This window comes from Brevibacterium permense (genome assembly GCF_025506275.1).
GTDB classification, from domain to species: Bacteria; Actinomycetota; Actinomycetes; order Actinomycetales; family Brevibacteriaceae; genus Brevibacterium; species Brevibacterium permense_A.
The window spans coordinates 93,584-112,845 of the sequence record NZ_QYCP01000088.1; the positions used below are offsets into that span (position 1 = coordinate 93,584).

General features: G+C 65.5%; 14 protein-coding genes. 11 read left to right on the forward strand and 3 right to left on the reverse strand.

Annotation, left to right across the window (positions count from 1 at the left end; genetic code table 11):
- The first annotated feature begins 26 nt into the window (after window positions 1–26).
- The 6 genes from D3I60_RS10570 to D3I60_RS10595 all read left to right on the forward strand — a co-directional run bounded on the left by D3I60_RS10570 (window position 27) and on the right by D3I60_RS10595 (window position 7,493).
- On the forward strand, window positions 27–1,307 hold the full coding sequence (locus tag D3I60_RS10570) for a pyridoxal phosphate-dependent aminotransferase (protein WP_262776190.1): 1,281 nt from the start codon (window positions 27–29) through the stop codon (window positions 1,305–1,307).
- Between the two features lie 78 nt (window positions 1,308–1,385).
- Window positions 1,386–3,284, forward strand: a complete 1,899-nt coding sequence (locus D3I60_RS10575) for a helix-turn-helix domain-containing protein (RefSeq protein ID WP_262776192.1) — start codon at window positions 1,386–1,388, stop codon at window positions 3,282–3,284.
- A gap of 149 nt (window positions 3,285–3,433) precedes the next feature.
- Complete coding sequence (locus tag D3I60_RS10580) at window positions 3,434–4,708, forward strand: hydroxymethylglutaryl-CoA reductase, degradative (protein WP_262776194.1); 1,275 nt, start codon at window positions 3,434–3,436, stop codon at window positions 4,706–4,708.
- A complete protein-coding gene (locus tag D3I60_RS10585) occupies window positions 4,705–5,640 on the forward strand; it encodes a hydroxymethylglutaryl-CoA lyase (RefSeq protein ID WP_262776195.1) in 936 nt (311 codons plus the stop codon). The genes D3I60_RS10580 and D3I60_RS10585 overlap by 4 nt, the downstream gene beginning before the upstream one ends.
- Window positions 5,641–5,688: 48 nt before the next feature.
- Window positions 5,689–6,111 carry a hypothetical protein gene (locus tag D3I60_RS10590; RefSeq protein ID WP_262776196.1) on the forward strand — a complete coding sequence of 141 codons (423 nt, stop codon included), beginning with the start codon at window positions 5,689–5,691 and terminating at the stop codon, window positions 6,109–6,111.
- Window positions 6,108–7,493: a tripartite tricarboxylate transporter permease gene (locus D3I60_RS10595; protein ID WP_262776198.1), complete on the forward strand. Its 1,386-nt coding sequence runs from the start codon at window positions 6,108–6,110 to the stop codon at window positions 7,491–7,493. The genes D3I60_RS10590 and D3I60_RS10595 overlap by 4 nt, the downstream gene beginning before the upstream one ends.
- A 33-nt stretch (window positions 7,494–7,526) precedes the next feature.
- Here the strand turns inward: D3I60_RS10595 and D3I60_RS10600 are convergent, their stop codons facing one another.
- Window positions 7,527–8,531 (reverse strand): LysR family transcriptional regulator, encoded by a 1,005-nt coding sequence (locus D3I60_RS10600; RefSeq protein WP_262776200.1) that lies wholly within the window; start codon window positions 8,529–8,531, stop codon window positions 7,527–7,529.
- A 91-nt stretch (window positions 8,532–8,622) separates the two neighbouring features.
- Here D3I60_RS10600 and D3I60_RS10605 point away from each other — a divergent pair, with 91 nt between their 5' ends.
- The 3 genes from D3I60_RS10605 to D3I60_RS10615 all read left to right on the forward strand — a co-directional run bounded on the left by D3I60_RS10605 (window position 8,623) and on the right by D3I60_RS10615 (window position 13,836).
- Entirely contained in the window at window positions 8,623–10,167 is a 1,545-nt protein-coding gene (locus D3I60_RS10605) for an aminotransferase class I/II-fold pyridoxal phosphate-dependent enzyme (protein ID WP_346659565.1), read from the forward strand.
- Between the two features lie 274 nt (window positions 10,168–10,441).
- Window positions 10,442–11,986, forward strand: a complete 1,545-nt coding sequence (locus D3I60_RS10610; RefSeq protein ID WP_262776202.1) for an RNA polymerase sigma factor — start codon at window positions 10,442–10,444, stop codon at window positions 11,984–11,986.
- A gap of 311 nt (window positions 11,987–12,297) precedes the next feature.
- Window positions 12,298–13,836, forward strand: coding sequence for an MFS transporter (locus tag D3I60_RS10615; protein WP_262776204.1), 1,539 nt, complete (start codon window positions 12,298–12,300; stop codon window positions 13,834–13,836).
- 292 nt (window positions 13,837–14,128) lie between these two features.
- On the opposite strand, the gene D3I60_RS10620 is transcribed toward D3I60_RS10615, so the two are convergent.
- Window positions 14,129–14,866, reverse strand: a complete 738-nt coding sequence (locus D3I60_RS10620; protein ID WP_262776205.1) for a GntR family transcriptional regulator — start codon at window positions 14,864–14,866, stop codon at window positions 14,129–14,131.
- A gap of 160 nt (window positions 14,867–15,026) precedes the next feature.
- Here D3I60_RS10620 and D3I60_RS10625 point away from each other — a divergent pair, with 160 nt between their 5' ends.
- Both D3I60_RS10625 and D3I60_RS10630 read left to right on the forward strand, forming a co-directional pair.
- The gene (locus D3I60_RS10625; protein WP_276584536.1) at window positions 15,027–17,195 is read left to right on the forward strand and encodes an oxidoreductase; all 2,169 of its coding nucleotides are present in this window, start codon (window positions 15,027–15,029) and stop codon (window positions 17,193–17,195) included.
- Window positions 17,196–17,203: 8 nt separating this feature from the next.
- Entirely contained in the window at window positions 17,204–18,265 is a 1,062-nt protein-coding gene (locus D3I60_RS10630) for a proline racemase family protein (RefSeq protein WP_262776207.1), read from the forward strand.
- 18 nt (window positions 18,266–18,283) lie between these two features.
- On the opposite strand, the gene D3I60_RS10635 is transcribed toward D3I60_RS10630, so the two are convergent.
- Window positions 18,284–19,258 carry a quinone oxidoreductase family protein gene (locus tag D3I60_RS10635; RefSeq protein ID WP_262776208.1) on the reverse strand — a complete coding sequence of 325 codons (975 nt, stop codon included), beginning with the start codon at window positions 19,256–19,258 and terminating at the stop codon, window positions 18,284–18,286.
- Window positions 19,259–19,262 lie beyond the last annotated feature (4 nt).

The following is a 19,262-nucleotide window of genomic DNA, read 5'->3' on the forward strand; positions in this document are numbered from 1 at the left end:
TCCGACGGAAAGGTTTCACGGTTCACATGTTCAGGCAGTCGTCGAAGTTGGCCAATGTCCTCTATGACATTCGAGGCCCCGTCCTCGAAGAGGCCCAGGCGATGGAGGCCGCCGGGCACACGATCCTCAAGCTCAACATCGGCAACCCAGCCCCCTTCGGATTCGAAGCCCCCGAGGCGATCGTCCAGGACATCTCCGCGAACCTGCCCGTGACGCAGGGCTACTCCGACTCGCGGGGAATCCTCTCCGCTCGCCGCGCCGTCGTCCAGTACTACGAGACCCGCGGCATCCACAATCTCGGCACCGACGAGGTCTTCCTCGGCAACGGAGTCAGCGAGCTCATCACGCTCAGCCTGCAGGCCCTGTGCAACCCCGGTGACGAGATCCTCGTGCCCGGACCCGACTATCCGCTGTGGACCGCCTCGGTGGCGCTGTCCGGCGGCACCCCCGTCCACTACCGCTGCGCGGAAGAGGACGCCTGGCAGCCGGACCTGGACGACCTCGAATCCCGGATCACCGAACGCACCCGCGGAATCGTCGTCATCAACCCGAACAACCCGACCGGTGCGGTGTACTCGAAGGAGACGCTGCAGAAGATCGCCGACATCGCCCGCCGTCACGGCCTCATCGTCTTCTCCGACGAGATCTACGAGAAGATCACCTACAACGGCGTCGAACTGGTCAACATGGCCACACTCACCGGCGACGACGTTCTGTGCCTGACCTTCTCCGGACTGTCGAAGGCCTACCGGGTCGCCGGCTACCGTTCCGGCTGGCTGGCGATCACCGGACCGCTGGACGAGGCGCACAGCTACCTCGAGGGCATCAAGCTGCTCGCGAATATGCGCATGTGCTCGAACGTTCCGGCCCAGCACGCCATCCAAGCGGCTCTGGGCGGGAAGCAGTCGATCGACGACCTCATTCTGCCGACCGGCCGCCTCGGCCAACAGATGCAGGTCGCCTACGAGGGGCTCAACTCGATCGACGGCGTCTCGGCCCACCGGGCCGACGGTGCGCTGTACATGTTCGCGAAGCTCGATGTCGAGAAGTTCGGCATCACCGATGACGAGCAGTTCGCCCTCGACCTGCTGCGCGAACAGAAGATCCTCGTCTCCCACGGCACGGCCTTCAACTGGCCCAGGCCCGACCACTTCCGACTCGTCACCCTGCCCTCCGTCGAGGTGCTCACCGAGGCGATCGAACGCCTCGACACCTTCCTCTCCGGCTACCGGCAGGTCGCTCCGACGACGTGCGAGCTGCCCGTGGTGCGCGAGCATGAGGTACGCGGAGCCGCAGCTGCCGGCTGACGGCGACGACCGCTCGGACGAAGCACGCGTCCGATGCCGGGAGCGGCACAGACGCCGAGCCCCTGCGACACTGGTCTCATGACAGAGATCGATGATGAGTCGGGGACCGTGTCCGCGGCCGCCGTGACCGAGATCGTCGGAGCTCTCTCCCGCGGGGTCGATCTGGACCGCGCTTCCCTGGCCCGCGGTCTTGAGCACCACCCCGACCTCATCGACTCCTTCTCCGATCTCTCGGCGACCATGACCCGGTGGAAGCAAAAAGATCGCGAGCGTTCGGCCCTCCTGGAAAGCGCCTCGGAGCTCATCCGTGTGCGAGACACCGAGAAGCTTCTGCAGAAGCTCGTCGAGCGTGCCCGAACACTCATCGGGTGCGACATCGCCTACCTCTCCCAGTACTATCCGGAGACCGACGACCTGCGCGTGCAAGCAAGCCACGGAGCGATCTCGGCGAAACTGAAGGTGCTGCGGGTACCTCCCGGGGTCGGACTGGCAGGACAGGTCGTGCGCGATCGCGCCGCGCAGTGGACATCGAACTACGATCTGACCAGTCTGCCTCACGAAAGACGCGTCGACTCCGCGGTGAAGGCCGAGCGGATGGAATCGCTCCTCGGAGTGCCGATGGTCGTCGACGGCGAAGTCCTCGGAGCGCTCTTCGCCGCCAACCGCTATCCACATGAGTTCACCACCGACGAGATCACGCTGCTGTCAGCCCTGGCCGACCACGCTTCCGTGGTGCTGAAGACTGCGCAGCTGATGGGAGATCTCGCTGAGGCGGCTCAGACGTCCGCGGAGGCCGAGGAGACGGCAGCCGCGCAGGCCAGCACGCTCCAGCGGCTTGTCGAAGTCGAGGAACAATTGACGCAGCTCGTCCTACAGGGTCAGGGGGTCCCGGCAGTTCTCGACGCCATCTCCGAACTGCTCGAGGCCGACGTGATCATCGTCGACAGCGGTCGCCTCGACTCTCCGAGCTTTCCTGCCGATGAGGAGTTCTTCGAAGGCATCACGGTCGACAATGCCGACGTCCGAGCGGCGCTGAGTCACAGCCGAGCGACGGGCCGAAGCGCACAGGTCGCCGGTGCCCAGCACCTGTACGTCGCCTCGGTGGCGTCCCACCGACGACAGCACAGCGGACTGTTCGTGCGTTTCAACGACGAACCGGCGGACGGCGACGCGAACATCGTCGCCCAGGCGGCGCAGACGCTCGCGCTCATCCGAATGAACGAACAGGCCCGGGCCGATGCCGAGAACCGGGTCCGCGGAGAACTCGCAGTCGACATCATTGCCGGCACGCGTGATCTCAGTGAGCTCGAGGCCCGCTCCCGAACCGGCAGCTTCAGTCTCTCCGGCCCGTGGAGACTGATGACGATTCAGGGCGACATCGAAAACGATGACCGCATCGGCGCTCGCCTGGTCCGCGTCGAGCCGCGTATTCTCATGACTCAGCGATCTCCCGGAATCACAGTGCTCATTCCCAGCGCCGTGACCCGCGACAGGCCCTCCTTGGACACCCTGTTCGATGAGTCCGGGGCCCTCGACAATTCGCTGGTGATCATCTCCGAGACAGATTTCGACAGGACGCAGCTGCGCACCGCTGAGGACGAGATGTGGTCGTGCATCCGCATCCTCAATTCGCTCGGCATCAGCGAAGGGATCTTTCCCACGGAGGACTTCGCACCTTATACCGCGATGTTCGGCACTGCGCCGGAGCAGGTGGAGCGATTCATGGAACGGATGCTCGAGCCCCTGCGCCGATGGGACCGAACTCATTCGGCCGAACTGCTCTCGACGCTGCGGGAGTATTTCGAGTCCGGTATGAACATCCGCAGAACCGCGACTCAGATGTCAGTGCATGTCAACACCGTCAAGCAACGGCTGGAGAGAGCCGATCTCGTGCTCGGCGAGGAGTGGAGGTCACCCGAGCGGGCGTTCCGTCTTCAGGTCGCTCTCCGTCTGGACAAGCTGAAGCCATCCCTCTAGACCTCTATGTCCGGAACGGCTATGACCACCGTGTTTTCGTGTCCGAAAAAGACATGGAACATTCGTGCGCACATTGTTTGACTGTCTCTGCGGAGGAACTCCGACTGAAGGCCGATGCCGGCCGAAGACGACCTGACTGGAGACTTACGATGGCAGAGAACAGCCGAATTGCCGACTTCCGAAACATGTCGGTCGATGACCGCAGGGAAGCCGTCGCGGCTTCGACCGGTCTCGACGCCGAACTGTTCAGCCAGATCGATGCCGACGCCTTCGGCCCCGAGGATGCCGCGAACCTCAGCGAGAACATCTTCGGAGTGTTCTCGCTCCCTCTCGGCGCAGCAACCAACTTCACGATCAACGGCACCGACGTCCTCGTTCCGATGGCGACCGAAGAAGCCTCCGTCATCGCCGCCGCCAGCAACGCAGCACGGATGGCACGTCCGCACGGCGGATTCTTCACAAGTTCGACCGAGCCCATCATGCAGGCACAGATTCAGCTGATCAATGTGGCGGATCCGCAGGCCGCTCGGATACGTGTCCTCGAACGGCAAGCCGAGATCATCGACCTGGCCAATGCGCAGGACCCCAAGCTCGTCGAGGTCGGCGGCGGAGTCAAGGGTCTCGAGGTCCGCCTCGTCGAAGCGCGGACGACGACGTATGTTCTCGTCCATCTCCTCGTCGATGTCCGAGACGCAATGGGGGCGAATGCGGTCAACACGATGGCTGAGGCGGTCTCCGGATCTGTGGCAGCCATTGCCGGAGGCGACGCACTCCTGCGCATCCTCACCAACAAGGCGGACCGTCGACTGTCTCGGGCACGGGCAGTCTTCGATAGGGATCTGCTCGGCGGGAATGAGGTCATCGACAACATCCTCCATGCCTACGACCTCGCCGCAGCCGACCCCTATCGAGCGGCCACTCACAACAAGGGCATCATGAACGGCATCTCCGCGGTCGTCCTTGCAACCGGGAACGACACCCGTGCAGTAGAGGCCGGAGCGCATTCCCATGCGCTCGTCGACGGCCGATACTCTTCTCTCTCGACGTTCGAGAGGAATGCCGACGGAGACCTGGTCGGCACCCTCGAGATGCCCATGCCCGTCGGCCTCGTCGGGGGCGCCACCAAGGTCCATCCCGCCGCGCGCACTGCTCTGCAGATCGCCGAGGTGGCGACCGCACAGGATCTCGCCGAGATGATCGTCGCCGCCGGCTTGGCGCAGAACCTCGCGGCACTGCGAGTTCTCGCCACCGAGGGCGTGCAGCGCGGACACATGTCTCTGCATGCGAAGAACCTCGCTGCCTCTGCCGGAGCGAACGCCGAAGAGACCGCGATCATCGTGGGCCGCCTCATCGAGGAGAAGGCATTCCGGTTCGACAGGGTCCAGTCGATCCTCGACGAACTCCGCTCCGGTGCATCGCGATGACGGCACAGCTCCCACAGCAGTTCGTGCCGTCGAACCTGCCGACCGAGGTCAGCGTCTGCGAAGTCAGCGCTCGAGATGGTCTGCAGTCGCAAGCACGCACACTTCCTATCTCAACCCGGCTCGAACTGATCCGGCGGCTTTCCGGAGCCGGCCTGAAGACCATCGAAGCCGGAAGCTTCGTCTCTCCGCAGGCTGTTCCGCAGATGGCCGACACCCGATCGGTGCTCGCAGGGCTCGACCTGGACTCCGATATCGCCTTCCCCGTCCTCGTCCCGAACCGACGGGGCCTCGATGATGCCGTTGCGGCGGGGACGAAAGATGCCTCGATCTTCATCAGCGTCACCGAATCGTTCGCGCAGGCCAACCTCGGCGGTTCCCTCAAACACACCACAGACCGCAGCCTGGACGCGGCACGCGCAGCGACCGCTGCGGGGCTGCGGGTGCGCGGCTATCTGTCGATGGTCTTCGGGGATCCTTGGGAAGGCGCAGTCGACCCCGAACGCGTCGCGACGGCTGCGCGTCGCCTCCTCGACGCCGGGTGCCTGACGATCTCGCTCGGCGATACCATCGGGACCGCGACTCCCGGTCATGTGACCGCTGTTCTTGATAGCCTGGTCCGCGCCGGGATTCCGATTGATCGGATCGCCCTGCACACCCACAACACCTATGGCCAGGCGCTTGCGAATGTCTACTCCGCGCTTCAAGCAGGTGTCAGTCAGTTCGACGCATCGGCAGGAGGGATCGGTGGCTGTCCCTTCGCTCGCACCGCCTCCGGAAACCTGGCTACAGAGGATCTTCTCTGGATGCTGCAGGGCCTGGGCATCTCGACCGGCGTCGACATCGACGCTGTGGCTGCGGTCAGCCAGTGGCTGGGCGAGCAGCTGGGCATCCCGCTTCCATCCGCAACATCCTCGGCCATCCTCGGCCGGTAGTTCCATCGTTCACGTTCCCGACAGTCGTCGGCCGACAGAAGGCAGGCAATGATGCCGCAATTGCTCGAGGTGTGGAATGACACCGTCGACCCCAAACATCTCATCGGCGGTATCGCCATAGCCGTCGGGACAGCAGTCCCGGCCTACCTCATCGCCGATCATCTCTTCGCCGCCGGAGGAGATGAAGCGCTGGGTCACTCCTATGCGCTCCTCGTCGGCATCGTCGGCTGCATCGTCGGCGCCGTGATCTCCGGGTTTCTGTTCAAACCCAAGAGAGTGATCACCACCTCGGCGGCCGACACCCGCAACCGGCAGGAGATCATCGACGAAGTCGTCGAGGAATACGGGGATCTCGGCGACCCCCGCGACCTCGGTCCGGCGGTTCAGGCAGAAGTCCGAGCCCTCGGTCTCTTCGACGCCCTCGTCGACAACCATGAGGCTCGCGCCCGCGAGAAGGGTGGGCACCAGTGACCGCGGAACTCATCGAACCAGTACTGTGGGCCGTCGGGATGGCGCTTCTCTCCGGGGTGCTCTTCACCGGAATCGGACTGATCTCGGGCACGGACGAGACGGCGATCGTGGCACCGCTGGCGTTGCTTGTCATCCTCATCGGGGTGCCTCCTGCCGGAGTGCTCGCGTTCTTCCTCGCCGCGATCATTTCCAAACACATCTCCCACGCCGTGCCGACGACTCTCCTCGGAATCCCCGGTGACACCACGGCGGTGCCGATGCTGCGTGAGGCGCAGCTGCTGAGGTCTCTCGGAATCCCGCATATCGCACTTCAGAAGGCGATCTCCGGAGGAGTCGTCTCAGTTGCCATTGCCATTCCGCTGTCGATCGTGTTCGCCCTCGTACTCACCCCTTTCGCCGAGGCGATCGGCGCTGCCGCTCCCTGGATCTTCATCGCTGCGGCCGTTCTCGTCGCCTACACCTCGAAGGGCAAGCTCGCTGCGGTTGCGGGGCTCGTCCCGTTCGTCCTGCTCATCGTCGGCCTGCAGGCCTTCATCATGGAGCAGAAGGAAGCGACCTTCACCACTTCGTTCTTCCTAGGCATCGCCACCGGGCCGCTCATCTTCGACCTGTTCGCTGCGCTCTCCCCCGCCGGACGCCGCTCGATGCAGCAGTCGGGCAAGCGGGAGTTCAATCTTGCTCCCGACGTCCGGCCCGCAGGGGGATCGAGGATGCCGAACCCCTTCAAGGTGCTGACCGGAAAGCAACTGGCATACACGGGCGGTTCGGCGGCGATCACCAGCGCGACCTTCGTCTTCTCCCCCGTGGCCATGGCTGTGCTCATGGGCGAGATCGTCGGAAGCCGGGTCAAGAACGGGTATGAACGACTCACCACCGTCATCACTGTCCGCAACGGAACCACCGAGTCGACCTACATTGCTGAGACTCTCATCCCGCTCATCGCAATCGGCCTGCCGCTGTCACCGATGGCGGCCGGTCCCGCAGGGCCGCTGTTCAACGCTCCGCCCGTCTACACCCTCGATGCCGAAGCGGGAACGACGAACAATCTTCACGACCTGCTCACGACTGGTCAGTTCGCTCTCTTCTCCGTCATCGCGGCGATCATCGCCGTCGCCATCGCCTACCCCTTCGTCATGACGAACGCCCATCGGGCGGCGACCTGGGTGATGAAGTCGGTCTCCCACGAGGCGATCATCGCCGGCTTCGCCGCCCTCATCTGTGTCATCTGCCTCTACGAAGGAGGGCTGCTGGCCCTGGGTGTGACGCTCACCGTCGGCCTCGTCGGGGGACTCTTCAACCGGTTCATCGGCATGCATGCCGGCGTCCAGTTCATGGGCTACTACGTCGCGGTGCTCACGGTGCCCGCGATCCTCGCGCTGTGAGGCGCGTTCTGACCGCCGCTCTGAAACCGCGGCTCACCGCCACTGCCGCGTGACGGTGCGGACGTCGGCGACCACCTCGGCGATGGCGGAATTGTGCGCATCGACGATCGGATCGAGACGGGCGCGCCCCTGTGGTCGCGAGGACCGGGAGACGAGCAGGACGTCACGGCGGCAGTCGCTGAGCGGCATCGGGATTACGGTGATGTCCGGGTCGGTCGACAGTGATGATTCGGGGATCATCGCCACCGCCAAGCCGGCCGAGATCATCCGGTTGATGGCCGCATAGTCATCCATCCGCATCCCCACGCGGGGTTCGAACCCAGCACTCAGACAGAAGGAGCGGACCACCTCGTCGATGGCGTCGCCGGGGTCGATGCTGAACGCCCAGGTCTGCGACACGAGCACGGCGAGGTCGGGCATGCCGTGGGAATCGCGCTCGATCGGCCCGATCGAGCGCGGCACGCACAGGAACAGCCGCTCCGAATACAGGTGGGCGGCGGTCAGCGTCGCAGGGATCCACGTCCGGTCGAGATCGGTCGACACGAGCAGCGCGAGGTCGAGGTCCCCGGACTCGAGCCGGGAGACGAGCTTCGCGTGCTCGTCCATCGTCACATCCAGGGCCGCGGTGAGCACGTCGGTCCGGTCGCCGGCAACCGCCTCGTCACGGGTCTGCCACCTCGGGCGAGCCTGCAGCTGATCGTGGAGGCGCGGGATGACGCGAGCACCGACGGTGGGCACGGCCCCGATGCGCACCGGCACGGCCTGAGATTCCCGCCAGAGAGTCACCTCGGCGCCGAGGCGCTGGCACAGTCCGAGGATCTCCACGGCTCGGGTCACCACGAGGCTGCCCACGGTCGTCGGCTGTGATCCGCGCGGTGTGCGATCGAGCAGAGTCGCGCCGAGGGCCCGTTCGAGATTGCGCAGATGATGATTGACCGTCGGCTGGCTCCACTGCAACTGGGCGGCGGCCGCGGCGACGGATCCGGTCTCCGCGACGGCATGCAGAGCGGTGAGGCCGCGGGTATCGAGTGGTTCCATTGATCTCCCCCATTGAGTTCAATACTGACTATAGAGCAACAGAGGAAAGTTGCTATTCTCTCGTACCTGCTCGCCTCCTTAATCTGGACGCATGACCGTGCACCAGGACTCCCCCATGCCCCCAGCCCCGCACTCCTCCTCGGGGTCGCCGATGCATCCTGCCCTCACGCAGTCACGCGCGCCCTATGCCGAAGCTCTGGCGCACGCGGCCGACCGCAATTCGCTGTTCCTGTCCACCCCCGGACACGGAGGCACAACCGAGGGCATCTCCGCAGGTCAAGCCGAATTCTTCGGCGAGCACACCCTCTCCCTGGACATCCCCCCGCTCTTCGACGGAATCGACCTCGGTGTCGACACCCCCAAGGACGAAGCCCTGCAATTAGCCGCCGAGGCCTGGGGCGCCCGCCGCACCTGGTTCCTCACCAACGGCTCGTCGCAGGGCAATCGCATGGCCGCCCTGGCCATCGGCACCCTCGGGTCCGGCGTCGTCGCCCAGCGCAGCGCGCATTCGAGCTTCATCGACGGCATCGTGCTGGCCGGGCTCAACCCCGGCTTCGTCTACCCCAACGTCGACGAAGTCAACGGCATCGCCCACGGCGTCACCCCCGATGCCCTGCGCCGGGCCATCCGCAGCCATCCCGAACCGGTGACCGCCGTCTACCTCGTGACCCCGAGCTACTTCGGTGCTGTGGCCGACGTCGAAGCCCTCGCCGAGGCGGCCCACGAAGCAGGTGCGGCACTGATCGTCGACGCCGCCTGGGGTGCCCACTTCGGCTTCCACCCTGACCTGCCGGCCTCCCCCGTCACCCAGGGCGCCGACATCGTCATCATGAGCACGCACAAACTCGCGGGCTCGCTCACCCAGTCCGCACTGCTCCACCTCGGCGACACCGAATTCGCCGATCGCCTCGAACCGGCTCTGGCCCGGGCCTTCATGATGACCGCCTCGACGAGCGAGAATGCCCATCTCATGGCCTCGATCGACCTCGCCCGCCGCGCACTCATGACGTCGACCGAGGCGATCACGGATTCGCTCGAGAACATCCGCCACATCCGCGCGCAGATCGAAGCCACCGACCGCTACCACCTGCTGTCCGGCGAGTTCCTCGGCCATGCCGACGTCGTCGACATCGACCCGTTCCGCCTGCCCATCGACATCACAGCCACCGGACTCGACGGCCACACGGTGCGCAAACGCCTGGCCGAGGAGTTCGATATCTTCCCCGAGATGTCGACAGCGACCACCCTCGTCGCCCTCATCGGCATCGGAAAATCCCCGGACATCGGCCGCCTCATCGACGGCCTTGAGACTCTGCGCCTCGAAACCGCGGACTCCGCCACGGCGACGAGCCCGGCAGCCGCCCTTCCGCCGCTGCCAACGGCCGGTCGACTGGCGATGACCCCGCGTGAGGCGTACTTCGCCGATTCCGAACTCGTCACCGCCGCCGAGGCGGTCGGACGAGTGAGCGTGAGCTCGCTGGCCGCGTACCCGCCCGGGATCCCCAATGTCCTGCCCGGCGAGGAGATCACCGCCGAAACCATCGACTTCCTCCAGGCCGTGGCCGCGAGCCCGTCCGGCCACGTCCGCGGCGCCGTCGCCCCCGGCCTCGCGACCTATCGCGTCGTTCGGAGCTGAGGGCTCGCTTCAGCACTCTGTGCATGCTTCCTCCGACACTGCGTCGCTTCCATCTGCGACTTCCCACGACCTCGCAGCACTTAGATTGATGACTGCATCATGACCCATTCCTGACTCACTGAGTGATTCAGAATGCGAAATTCCGATCAATACGCTACGGTCCTCGGTGTGGACGTCTTCAAGCCCGTCCGACCTGCATTCGAGCGATCTTCCCCCTCGCTGTCGAACCGACACAATGCGGGCAGCCGATCGACTCCCAGTGACACAGGACACGATGGACAAGAACGAACATCTCCCTGGAGACTCTCTCGCCGATTTCACGGAAGAGGAGCTCTTCTCCCTCATCGACGCGGGGACCACCGGAGCTTTCTCAGAACTCTATCGTCGCCACATCGCCTCCGCTGCGGCTCTGACCGCCGCAGATACGCCGAACCCGCGCCTTCGGGCCGACGCAGCCTTCCTTGCGATCCTGAAATCGCTGCTTGACGGCACCGCCGATAGGACCTCGGGCTTTGCCGCCCTCATCCGTGACGAGATCGGCTGGAAAGCCGACGAGGACTCCGCCGCGTCATCGCCCGAGTTCGCCGAAGCAGAACCGGAAAATCTCTCCTCCCGTGCCCTCATCGCCTCCGCGTTTTCATCGCTGCCCGACAATTGGCAGCGGATCCTCTGGCTGCGAGAAGTCGAGGGCCAGTCGGCACAGTCGGCCGCCGAATTGCTCGGCATCACCTCAGCCACAGCAGAGCGACTCACCGCTCGGGCCCACGAGGAGCTTGAGAACACCTGGGCGCAGACTCGTCCCGCTGACGGGCCGCGTTCGATCGCCGACCGCGCCGAGCTCGTTCCTGCAGTACTCACTTCGCCGATACTCATCGAACGCCTCTCCGACACCTTCGTCGCGGTGCCCCAGGCCGGTCTCGACACCGAGGCGGCAGCCGCAGGCTCGGCCGACACCGATGAACTCCCCGCTGCAGCCGAACCACCGGACTCCGCATACTCCGGAGAGGCCAGCGCCGACGCCTCAGCGACCTCCGCTGCCACGCCCGCCCCCGAAGCTCCACAGGCAACCGGCGAGCCTTCGACAGAGACCATTGACGAACCGACCACGGCCGCAGCGGCAGCTCTGCAGACGACGGCAGCGCCTTCGGCTTCAGCGCACTCGGCAAACCACCCTTCGGCCGCGCCCGATGGCCCGACCGACCACGACGAGAACGCGAAGTTCACGCTGCCCAAGCCGGTGCTCATTCCTCTGATTGCCGCGTGCCTCGGCCTACTCTGCACTCTTCTCGGGTTCGCGATCCTGCCGCACGAGGCTTCCGAACCGGGCCCTCGCACAAACAGCGTCACAGATGCAGGCACCGGCTCAGCACCTGACCCGACGAGCACCGCCGGCGCAAGCGACACAACGAGAGCCTCAACCGGGCCTGCCGGTTCCGCATCCCCTGACGCGGCGCACAGAGACGATACACCGAGTCGGCGCGGCGAGAGCCGCGATGCGGATACCGGCAAGACGAGCAGGGCCGGAGACCGGTCCGCCGAATCACCCGAGAACTCCCCCGGCTCGACCACTTCCGATTCCCCGTCGAGCCCCTCCGACTCCGATGACCCCACGACCCCGGAGGAGCCGTCGACACCGGATGAGCCGGAGTCGCCCGATACGCCTTCCCAGCCGGAGCCCACCGACGATCCCGGGACGCCGTCCGAGCCCGGCACTCCCTCCGAGCCCGAGACGCCGACCGACCCCGGCTCTCCCTCCGACCCGGAACCCAGCGACGACCCTGGCCCGCCGTCCGAGCCCGAAACCCCCAGTGCACCTTAGGGATCGTCTACATCCATCTGCGCCGTGCCCGTCAGCCTCAACCGACAACATCACTGGACAAGTGACACTGAGAATTAACCAACATCTATTTTGCGTATTTTCGTGACCGATTGACGAAATTCAACGAAGGCAACTACCCCCGGGCGCATTCGGCGTGAACTGTGTCACAATTTTTATTGACACTCCCTGAGTACCAAGCAAGGATGTTCTGCATTGTCGAAATTCGACAGCAACTGCCGCGCAGAGTTCGCACCATTCCGGCGACTCGGCCCTGCAACTTGCCTAGCAGCAGCTGAAACGAGGAACCACTGATGTCAGAAGGCCACGACAGACCCGCGCAGAAAGACAAGAAGCCGACCCGCAAGGAACGGCGTGCAATAAAGAAACAGAAGCGGTTCGAGGCCGATGACTGCATCGTCGTCGAAACCAAATCGATCCGCACCGCCATCGGCGGCACCACCGTCGGCAATTTCATGGAATGGTTCGACTTCGGTGTCTACGGCTACCTGGCCGTGACGATGACCTCCGTCTTCACCGAAGGCATGGACCGACAGATGGGTCTGCTCGTGACCCTCCTCGGCTTCGCCGTGTCCTTCCTCGTCCGCCCGCTCGGCGGCATGGTGCTCGGACCGCTGGGTGACAAGATCGGCCGCCAGAAGGTCCTGTTCTTCACGATGGCCACGATGGCCACCGCCACCGCCCTCATCGGCGTCCTGCCCACCGCGGCCCAGGTCGGCCTGTGGGTGATCGTCCCCCTCTACCTGCTCAAGATGATCCAGGGCTTCTCCACCGGCGGCGAGTACGCCGGTGCCACCACCTATGTCTCGGAGTTCGCTCCGGACAAGTCCCGCGGCTACTGGGCCTCGTGGCTCGATGTCGGCTCTTACCTGGGCTTCGCCGCCGGTGCCGGAACTGTGGCTCTCACGACCGTGATCACCACGTCCATCAACGGCGAGAACGCCATGCTCGACGGCGGCTGGAGGATCCCGTTCCTCATCGCCATCCCGCTCGGCGCCGTCGCCATCTGGTTCCGCCTGAAGATCCCGGAGACCCCGAGCTTCGAATCGAGCGAAGAAGCCGGCCGCGACGTCAAGGTCAAGGACGACAAGTACGCCCGCCACGGCCTCATCGGCGTCATCCGCCACTTCTGGAAAGAGATCCTCATCGGCATCGCCGTCGTCGCAGGCTCCCAGACGGTCGGCTACGCGCTGACGAGCTTCATGCCCACCTACCTGGAGGAGACCGTCAAGGTCTCGAACGTCCAGGCGGCCGTGGCCACGATCCCGGTCCTCGTCATCATGTCGCTGTGCCTGCCGCTCATCGGCAAGCTCTCCGACAGGCTGGGCCGCAAGTTCGTCTTCCTGGCAGCAGCCATCATGACGATCGTCCTCATCGTTCCCGCCTTCGCCGTCATGCAGATCGGTGAGATGTGGGCAGTGATGGTGGCTCTGTTCATGGTCGCCCTGCCCGCCGGGTTCTACATCGCCTGCCTGGCCTCGACCCTGCCGGCTCTGTTCCCGACCGCGTCGCGCTACGGTGCGATGGGTCTGACGTTCAACCTCGGCGTCTCTCTGTTCGGAGGCACCACACCGCTGTTCGCCCAGGCGCTCATCGATGTCACCGGCAACTCGTACATGCCCGCGTTCTACATCATGTTCTTCTCGGTCGTCGCACTCGTCGCGGTGCTGCTCATGAAGGAATCGGCGCACCGGCCGCTGCCGGGCTCGTTCCCGACGGTGAACACCCACGAGGAGGCCGAAGAGCTGGCCCGCACCCAGGCCGACAACCCGGACATGGACATCGAGTCCATGCCGATCGTCGACATCGACCCCGACAAGGCACCCGCCTGAGCGAGGTGAGAACCTGATCGGCTGCGATGCCTGATCGAGTGCAACGACGCTGGGCCGTCCCGTTACAGGGCGGCCCAGCGTCGTTTCGTCGTTTCTCGGTGCGGTTCGTGGGCGTGGGCAGGCAGCCAAGGGTCTTTTGGCACTGTCTTCTCTGAACTGCTCACGTTCCTCCCTGTGCAGTTGAGAAGAAGGTGTACCGATTCGCCAGGTCGCATTGATGCAACGGCGCCGCAATCGCCTCGTTCAAGCCGCAGCGCGTCTGTCGAAAGGTGCAAAGCTCGACAGTGACGAATCAGCCTTCGCCGTCCGCCGTGGCCGGGACGCGTTTGAAGAAGTAGAGGTTCGACGTGACGAGGTCGGCCGCCTCGGCGGCGTCCCCGGACTCGATGAGGTCGACGATCCTCGGCAGCTCGCGAGCGGAATCGACAGCGATGGCCCCGATCTGATCCTGGTGTCGGTAGAGGCGCGACTGATCGCGCAGGCGCAGGCTGATCGCGGCGGCACGCCCGCCGAGGCCGTGCTCGAGCAGAGCCTCATGGAACCTGCGGTCCTGCGTATAGAACTCGGCAAATTCGCCGGCCTCGGCCGCGTCCACGGTCGCCTCGGCGAGACTGCGCAGTCGGGTGACCGCGTCGGCCTTGGTCGTGGCCTCGCCGGTCTCGGTCACCGACCCGTCCGTCACCGCCTGCACGCCGTCAGCATTCAGGCCGCGACCGACGATGTCATCGCTGCCGGCCTCGGCCAGGCTGCGGGCGGCGGGGACCGCGAGGAGAACGCGGATCGCGATGATCTCCTCGAGGTCCGCCTCGGTGATGGTGACCAGGCGGAAGCCGCGATTGGGCACGGCTTCGACAGTCCCCTCGGTGACGAGCGCCATCATCGCCTCACGCACCGGGCTGAGTGAGATGCCGAGCTGCTTGGCCAGGCCCGCGGCCGAATAGATGCGATCCTCGGCGAGCTCACCTGAGGTGATGGCATCGCGGATGATGCCCAATGCCTGCTCGCGCAGAGATTCGGCTTGCGGTCTCACGCGCTCCATCGCACACTCCCCTTCGAATCCTGGTCGCCGACTATTGACAGCATAACCGCGAGATCGCACCATTGAACTAAGTAGTCGGTAACCGATTACCCATCCGGACTCCCCACGGAGTCGTATCCACAATGACGTTCCTGCAATGAAGGAGGAACCCATGACCGCCGACCCCGCAACCGGCACCCCCGCACCGACCACGTCTGCGACCGATGTGTCCGCCGATCCGCTGCTCCAATCCTTCGAACTCGGCAGACTCACGCTTCGCAACCGCATCGTCTCGACCTCGCACGAGCCCGCGTACACCGAACTCGGCATGCCGAAGGACCGCTACCGCCTCTATCACCGGGAGAAGGCCCGCGGCGGCGTCGGACTGACGATGATCGGCGGTTCGGCCATCGTGTCGAAGGATTCACCGGCCGCGTTCGGCAATATCGACCTGTCCACCGACGAGGTGGTTCCGTGGCTGTCCGCGATCGCTGGAGACTGCCACGACGAGGGCGCGGCGATCATGATCCAGGCGACCCACCTGGGCCACCGATCCTCGAACTTCGCCGGCGACTGGCTGCCCCTGGTCTCGGCCTCTCGGACCCGGGAGGCGGCGCACCGGTCGTTCACCAAGGCGCTCGAGGACTTCGATATGGATCGCATCGTCGCGGACTTCACCTCCGCCGCCGAACGCGTAGCAGCCGCCGGATTCGACGGACTCGAGGTCATGCACGCCGGTCACCTGCTCGACGCCTTCCTCGCCCCGTGGCTCAACGACCGCGACGACGAATTCTCCGGCGAACTGGAGAATCTCATCAAGTTCCCTATGCGCATCATCGACGCCGTACGCGCGGCCGTACCCGACGATTTCGTCCTCGGCATCCGCATGGCAGTCGACGAGCGCCGCGAAGACGGCATGGACGAAGCGAGGGCCACTGAGATCCTCCGGACCTACACCGATCACGGCATCGACTTCCTCAACCTCAACGTCGGGATGATCAACTCCGACCGTCAGCTCGCCGAGGCGATCCCCGGCATGGGCACCCCCTCGGCGCCCTGGCTCGAGACCTGCCGCCGCATCCGCGAGGCCATCGACATCCCCGTCCTCCACGCCGCACGCATCTCCGATGCCGCGACCGCACGGTTCGCGATCGCCGATGGCTGCCTCGACCTCGTCGGGATGACTCGGGCGCAGCTGGCCGACCCGCACCTGGCGCGCAAGGTGGCCGAAGGCCGTGAGGACGATATTCGCCCCTGCGTGGGCGCGAACATGTGCCTCGACTCGATCTACACCTCCGGTTCGGCCACCTGCATCCACAATCCCGCCACCGGGAGGGAGGCCGACCTGCCGCAGGAAGTTCCCCATGACGTCACCACCGGACCCAAGCATGTCGTCATCATCGGTGCCGGTCCGGCCGGGCTCGAGGCCGCACGTGTCGCTGCCGTGCGCGGGCACCGGGTGACCCTGCTCGAGGCCGAGGACGCCCCCGGCGGGCAGGTCCGCATCGCCGCCCGCTCGCAGCGCCGCCGCGACCTCATCGGCATCATCGACTGGCGTGTCCAGCAGTGCAGGAAGCACGGTGTCGACCTGCGACTGAACACCTTCGCCGAGGCGGACGACATCCTCGCACTCGCCCCCGACGTCGTCATCGTCGCCACCGGAGGGGTTCCCGATGCGGGGTATCCCTTCCGTGAGCAGGGCCCGAGCTTCGACGTCTGGGACGTCATGGACGACCGGCTCAAGTCGAAGCAGCGGGTGCTCGTCTTCGACGATCATGGGTTCTACCCGGCGCTCGACGCCGTCGAACGCTTGGCTCGGGCCGGTCAGCAGGTCACCTATGTCAGCCCAGAACGCACGATCGGCATCGATGTGGGGTCGATGAACTCTCCCGCCTATCTTCAGGTGTTCTCCGAATTCGGTGTCGAGGTCCGCCTCGGCGAGCGTTTGGCGAGGAAGCCGCGGATCGAAGGGAAGGAGATCGTGGCGATGCTGCGCAACGACTATTCGGATCGGGAGACGGAGGTCGTCACCGATGCGGTGGTCGTCGATTTCGGGACGACGCCCAATGATGAGGTCTATTTCGAACTCAAGTTGCGGTCGGCTAACCACGGGGCGACGGACCTCGAGGCGTGGGTCCACGGACGCCCGCAGCCGGAATACGTCGGTGTGACGAGCACTCACCCAGGTGCGACGGCAGTCGCGGAACCGACGACCACCTCCGCCACCACCTCCGCCGAGGCGGGGCCGACGTTCGCGCTGTATCGGATCGGTGATGCCGTCGCCTCCCGCAATGTGCATGCGGCGGTGCTGGAAGGGCTGAGAGTGGGAATGGGGCTGTGACGGAGACTGTGACGACGACCTGCACGAGTGTCGACTTCCATACCGCCGGCGAACCGTTCCGGATCGTCGCCGAACCCCCGCTCGAGATACCCGGTCGCAGTGTGGCAGAACGACGGGAACTGGCTGTACCCGGGTCGGCGGCCGATGATCTGCGCAGGCTGCTGTGCTTCGAGCCGCGCGGTCATGCGGACATGTACGGCGGTTTCATCACCGAACCCGATGACGACGGGGCCGAATTCGGGGTGCTGTTCTGGCACAAGGACGGCTTCTCCACGGCCTGCGGCCACGGGACGATGGCGCTCGGCGCATGGGCGGTGTCAGCCGGGATCGTCGCCGTCGACCCGTCCGGGACCACGGAGGTCATGATCGACGTGCCCTCGGGGCGGGTGCGCGCGCAGGTGCACACCGACGCGCAGGGGCGGGCCACCTCGGTGGACTTCGTCAACGTGCCCAGCCGGCTCGTCGCCTCGGGACTCACAGTGGAGACGAGCCTGGGCCCGGTGGCGGTCGACCTCGCATGGGGCGGGGCGATCTATGCGCTCGTCGACGTCGCTCAGTTGGGTGCTGCCGCCGGTTCCTCTCAGGCCGGCGAGGTGGGCCGCCTCGGTGAGCTGAGTCGTGAAGTCGTGCCCGAGAATCTCACCGGGCTCATCGCCTTGGGCAGGGAGGTCAAGGCGGGTCTCGCCGATCATCCGGACACCGTTCACCCCGAGGATGACAGGCTCTCCGGTGTCTACGGCACGATCTTCGTCGACCGGTTCGGCACTCTGCCGAGCGGCGAACTGCATCAGCGCAATGTCACGGTCTTCGCCGACGGTCAGGTCGACCGATCGCCGTGCGGATCGGGAACGGCGGCTCGAGTCGCCGCTCTGCACGCCGCCGGTGAGCTTCGCCCGGGGCGGACGCTCGTCCATGAGTCGATCGTCGGCACTCGATTCCGGGCGCGAGTGCTCGAAGAGACCGCCGACGGCGTCATCCCGGTCGTCACCGGCAGCGCCCACCGGGTGGCCACCTCGACGTTCGAGGTCGACCCGCTCGATGATCTCGTGCCCGGGTTCGTGCTGCGGTGAGTCTCTGCTCCTCCTCGATCAGTGTTCGAGGATGATCTTTCCGGTCGTCGCCCGGGATTCGAGCGCTGTGAAGGCGGCGGCCACCTCGGTGAGGGGGAATCGGTCCCCGATGTGAACGGTGAGGTCTCCGCTGCGGATCCATTCGAAGATCTCGTCGGTGCGCGAGCGCAGCTCCTCAGGCGTTCTGACGTGGTCGACGACGGTCGGTCGGGTGAGGAAGAGGGAGCCGGAGGCGCTGAGGGTGTTGACGTCGACGGCGGGAACGGGGCCGCTGGCATTGCCGACTACGACGAGGGTCCCGCGAGTGCGCAGGGCCTTGAGGTCGCCCTCGAAGGTCGTCGCGCCGACGCCATCGAAGATCACCGAGGCTCCTTCTCCGTCTGAGACCTCCCGGACCTTCTCAGCGAAGTCGTCGTAGCCGAAGACGTGGGCGGCGCCATTGGCTCGGGCGATCTCGGCCTTCTCTTCGGTCGAGGTCGTGCCGATCACGGTGGCTCCCTTGGCCGCGGCGATCTGCGTGAGCATCTGCCCGAGCCCGCCGGCCGCGGCGTGGATGACCACGACGTCGCCGGCCGAGATGGGGAAGGTGCTCGTGGTCAGGTAGTGGGCGGTGATGCCCTGCATGAGAGCGGCAACCGCGGTCTCGTCATCGATATCGTCCGGCAGTGGAACGGCTTTGTCCGTCCTGACGAGGGCAGTGGATGAGAAGCTGCCCTGTCCACCGGTCATCCAGCCGACGCGTTCGCCGACGGAGAAGCCGTCGACTCCGGCACCCACGGCGGTGACCGTGCCGACCCCTTCGACTCCCGGGGCGAACGGTGCCGTGACCGGTGTTCCTCCGCGGCGCTGGACGACGTCGAGGAAATTCACCCCGGCCAGACTCAGGCCGACCTGCAGCTGACCATCGGCCGGCGCAGCAGCACCCGCTGGTGAGTCGTCGGTGACCTCGTACTTTTCGGGTCCCCCGTGTTCGTTGACGATGATCGATGTCATTGCT

Coding starts and splice junctions, on each gene's coding strand:
- D3I60_RS10570 (WP_262776190.1), top strand. CDS start 27: ATGTTCAGGCAGTCGTCGAAGTTGGCCAATGTCCTCTATGACATTCGA.
- D3I60_RS10575 (WP_262776192.1), top strand. CDS start 1,386: ATGACAGAGATCGATGATGAGTCGGGGACCGTGTCCGCGGCCGCCGTG.
- D3I60_RS10580 (WP_262776194.1), top strand. CDS start 3,434: ATGGCAGAGAACAGCCGAATTGCCGACTTCCGAAACATGTCGGTCGAT.
- D3I60_RS10585 (WP_262776195.1), top strand. CDS start 4,705: ATGACGGCACAGCTCCCACAGCAGTTCGTGCCGTCGAACCTGCCGACC.
- D3I60_RS10590 (WP_262776196.1), top strand. CDS start 5,689: ATGATGCCGCAATTGCTCGAGGTGTGGAATGACACCGTCGACCCCAAA.
- D3I60_RS10600 (WP_262776200.1), bottom strand. CDS start 8,531: ATGGAACCACTCGATACCCGCGGCCTCACCGCTCTGCATGCCGTCGCG.
- D3I60_RS10605 (WP_346659565.1), top strand. CDS start 8,623: ATGACCGTGCACCAGGACTCCCCCATGCCCCCAGCCCCGCACTCCTCC.
- D3I60_RS10610 (WP_262776202.1), top strand. CDS start 10,442: ATGGACAAGAACGAACATCTCCCTGGAGACTCTCTCGCCGATTTCACG.
- D3I60_RS10615 (WP_262776204.1), top strand. CDS start 12,298: ATGTCAGAAGGCCACGACAGACCCGCGCAGAAAGACAAGAAGCCGACC.
- D3I60_RS10625 (WP_276584536.1), top strand. CDS start 15,027: ATGACCGCCGACCCCGCAACCGGCACCCCCGCACCGACCACGTCTGCG.
- D3I60_RS10635 (WP_262776208.1), bottom strand. CDS start 19,258: ATGACATCGATCATCGTCAACGAACACGGGGGACCCGAAAAGTACGAG.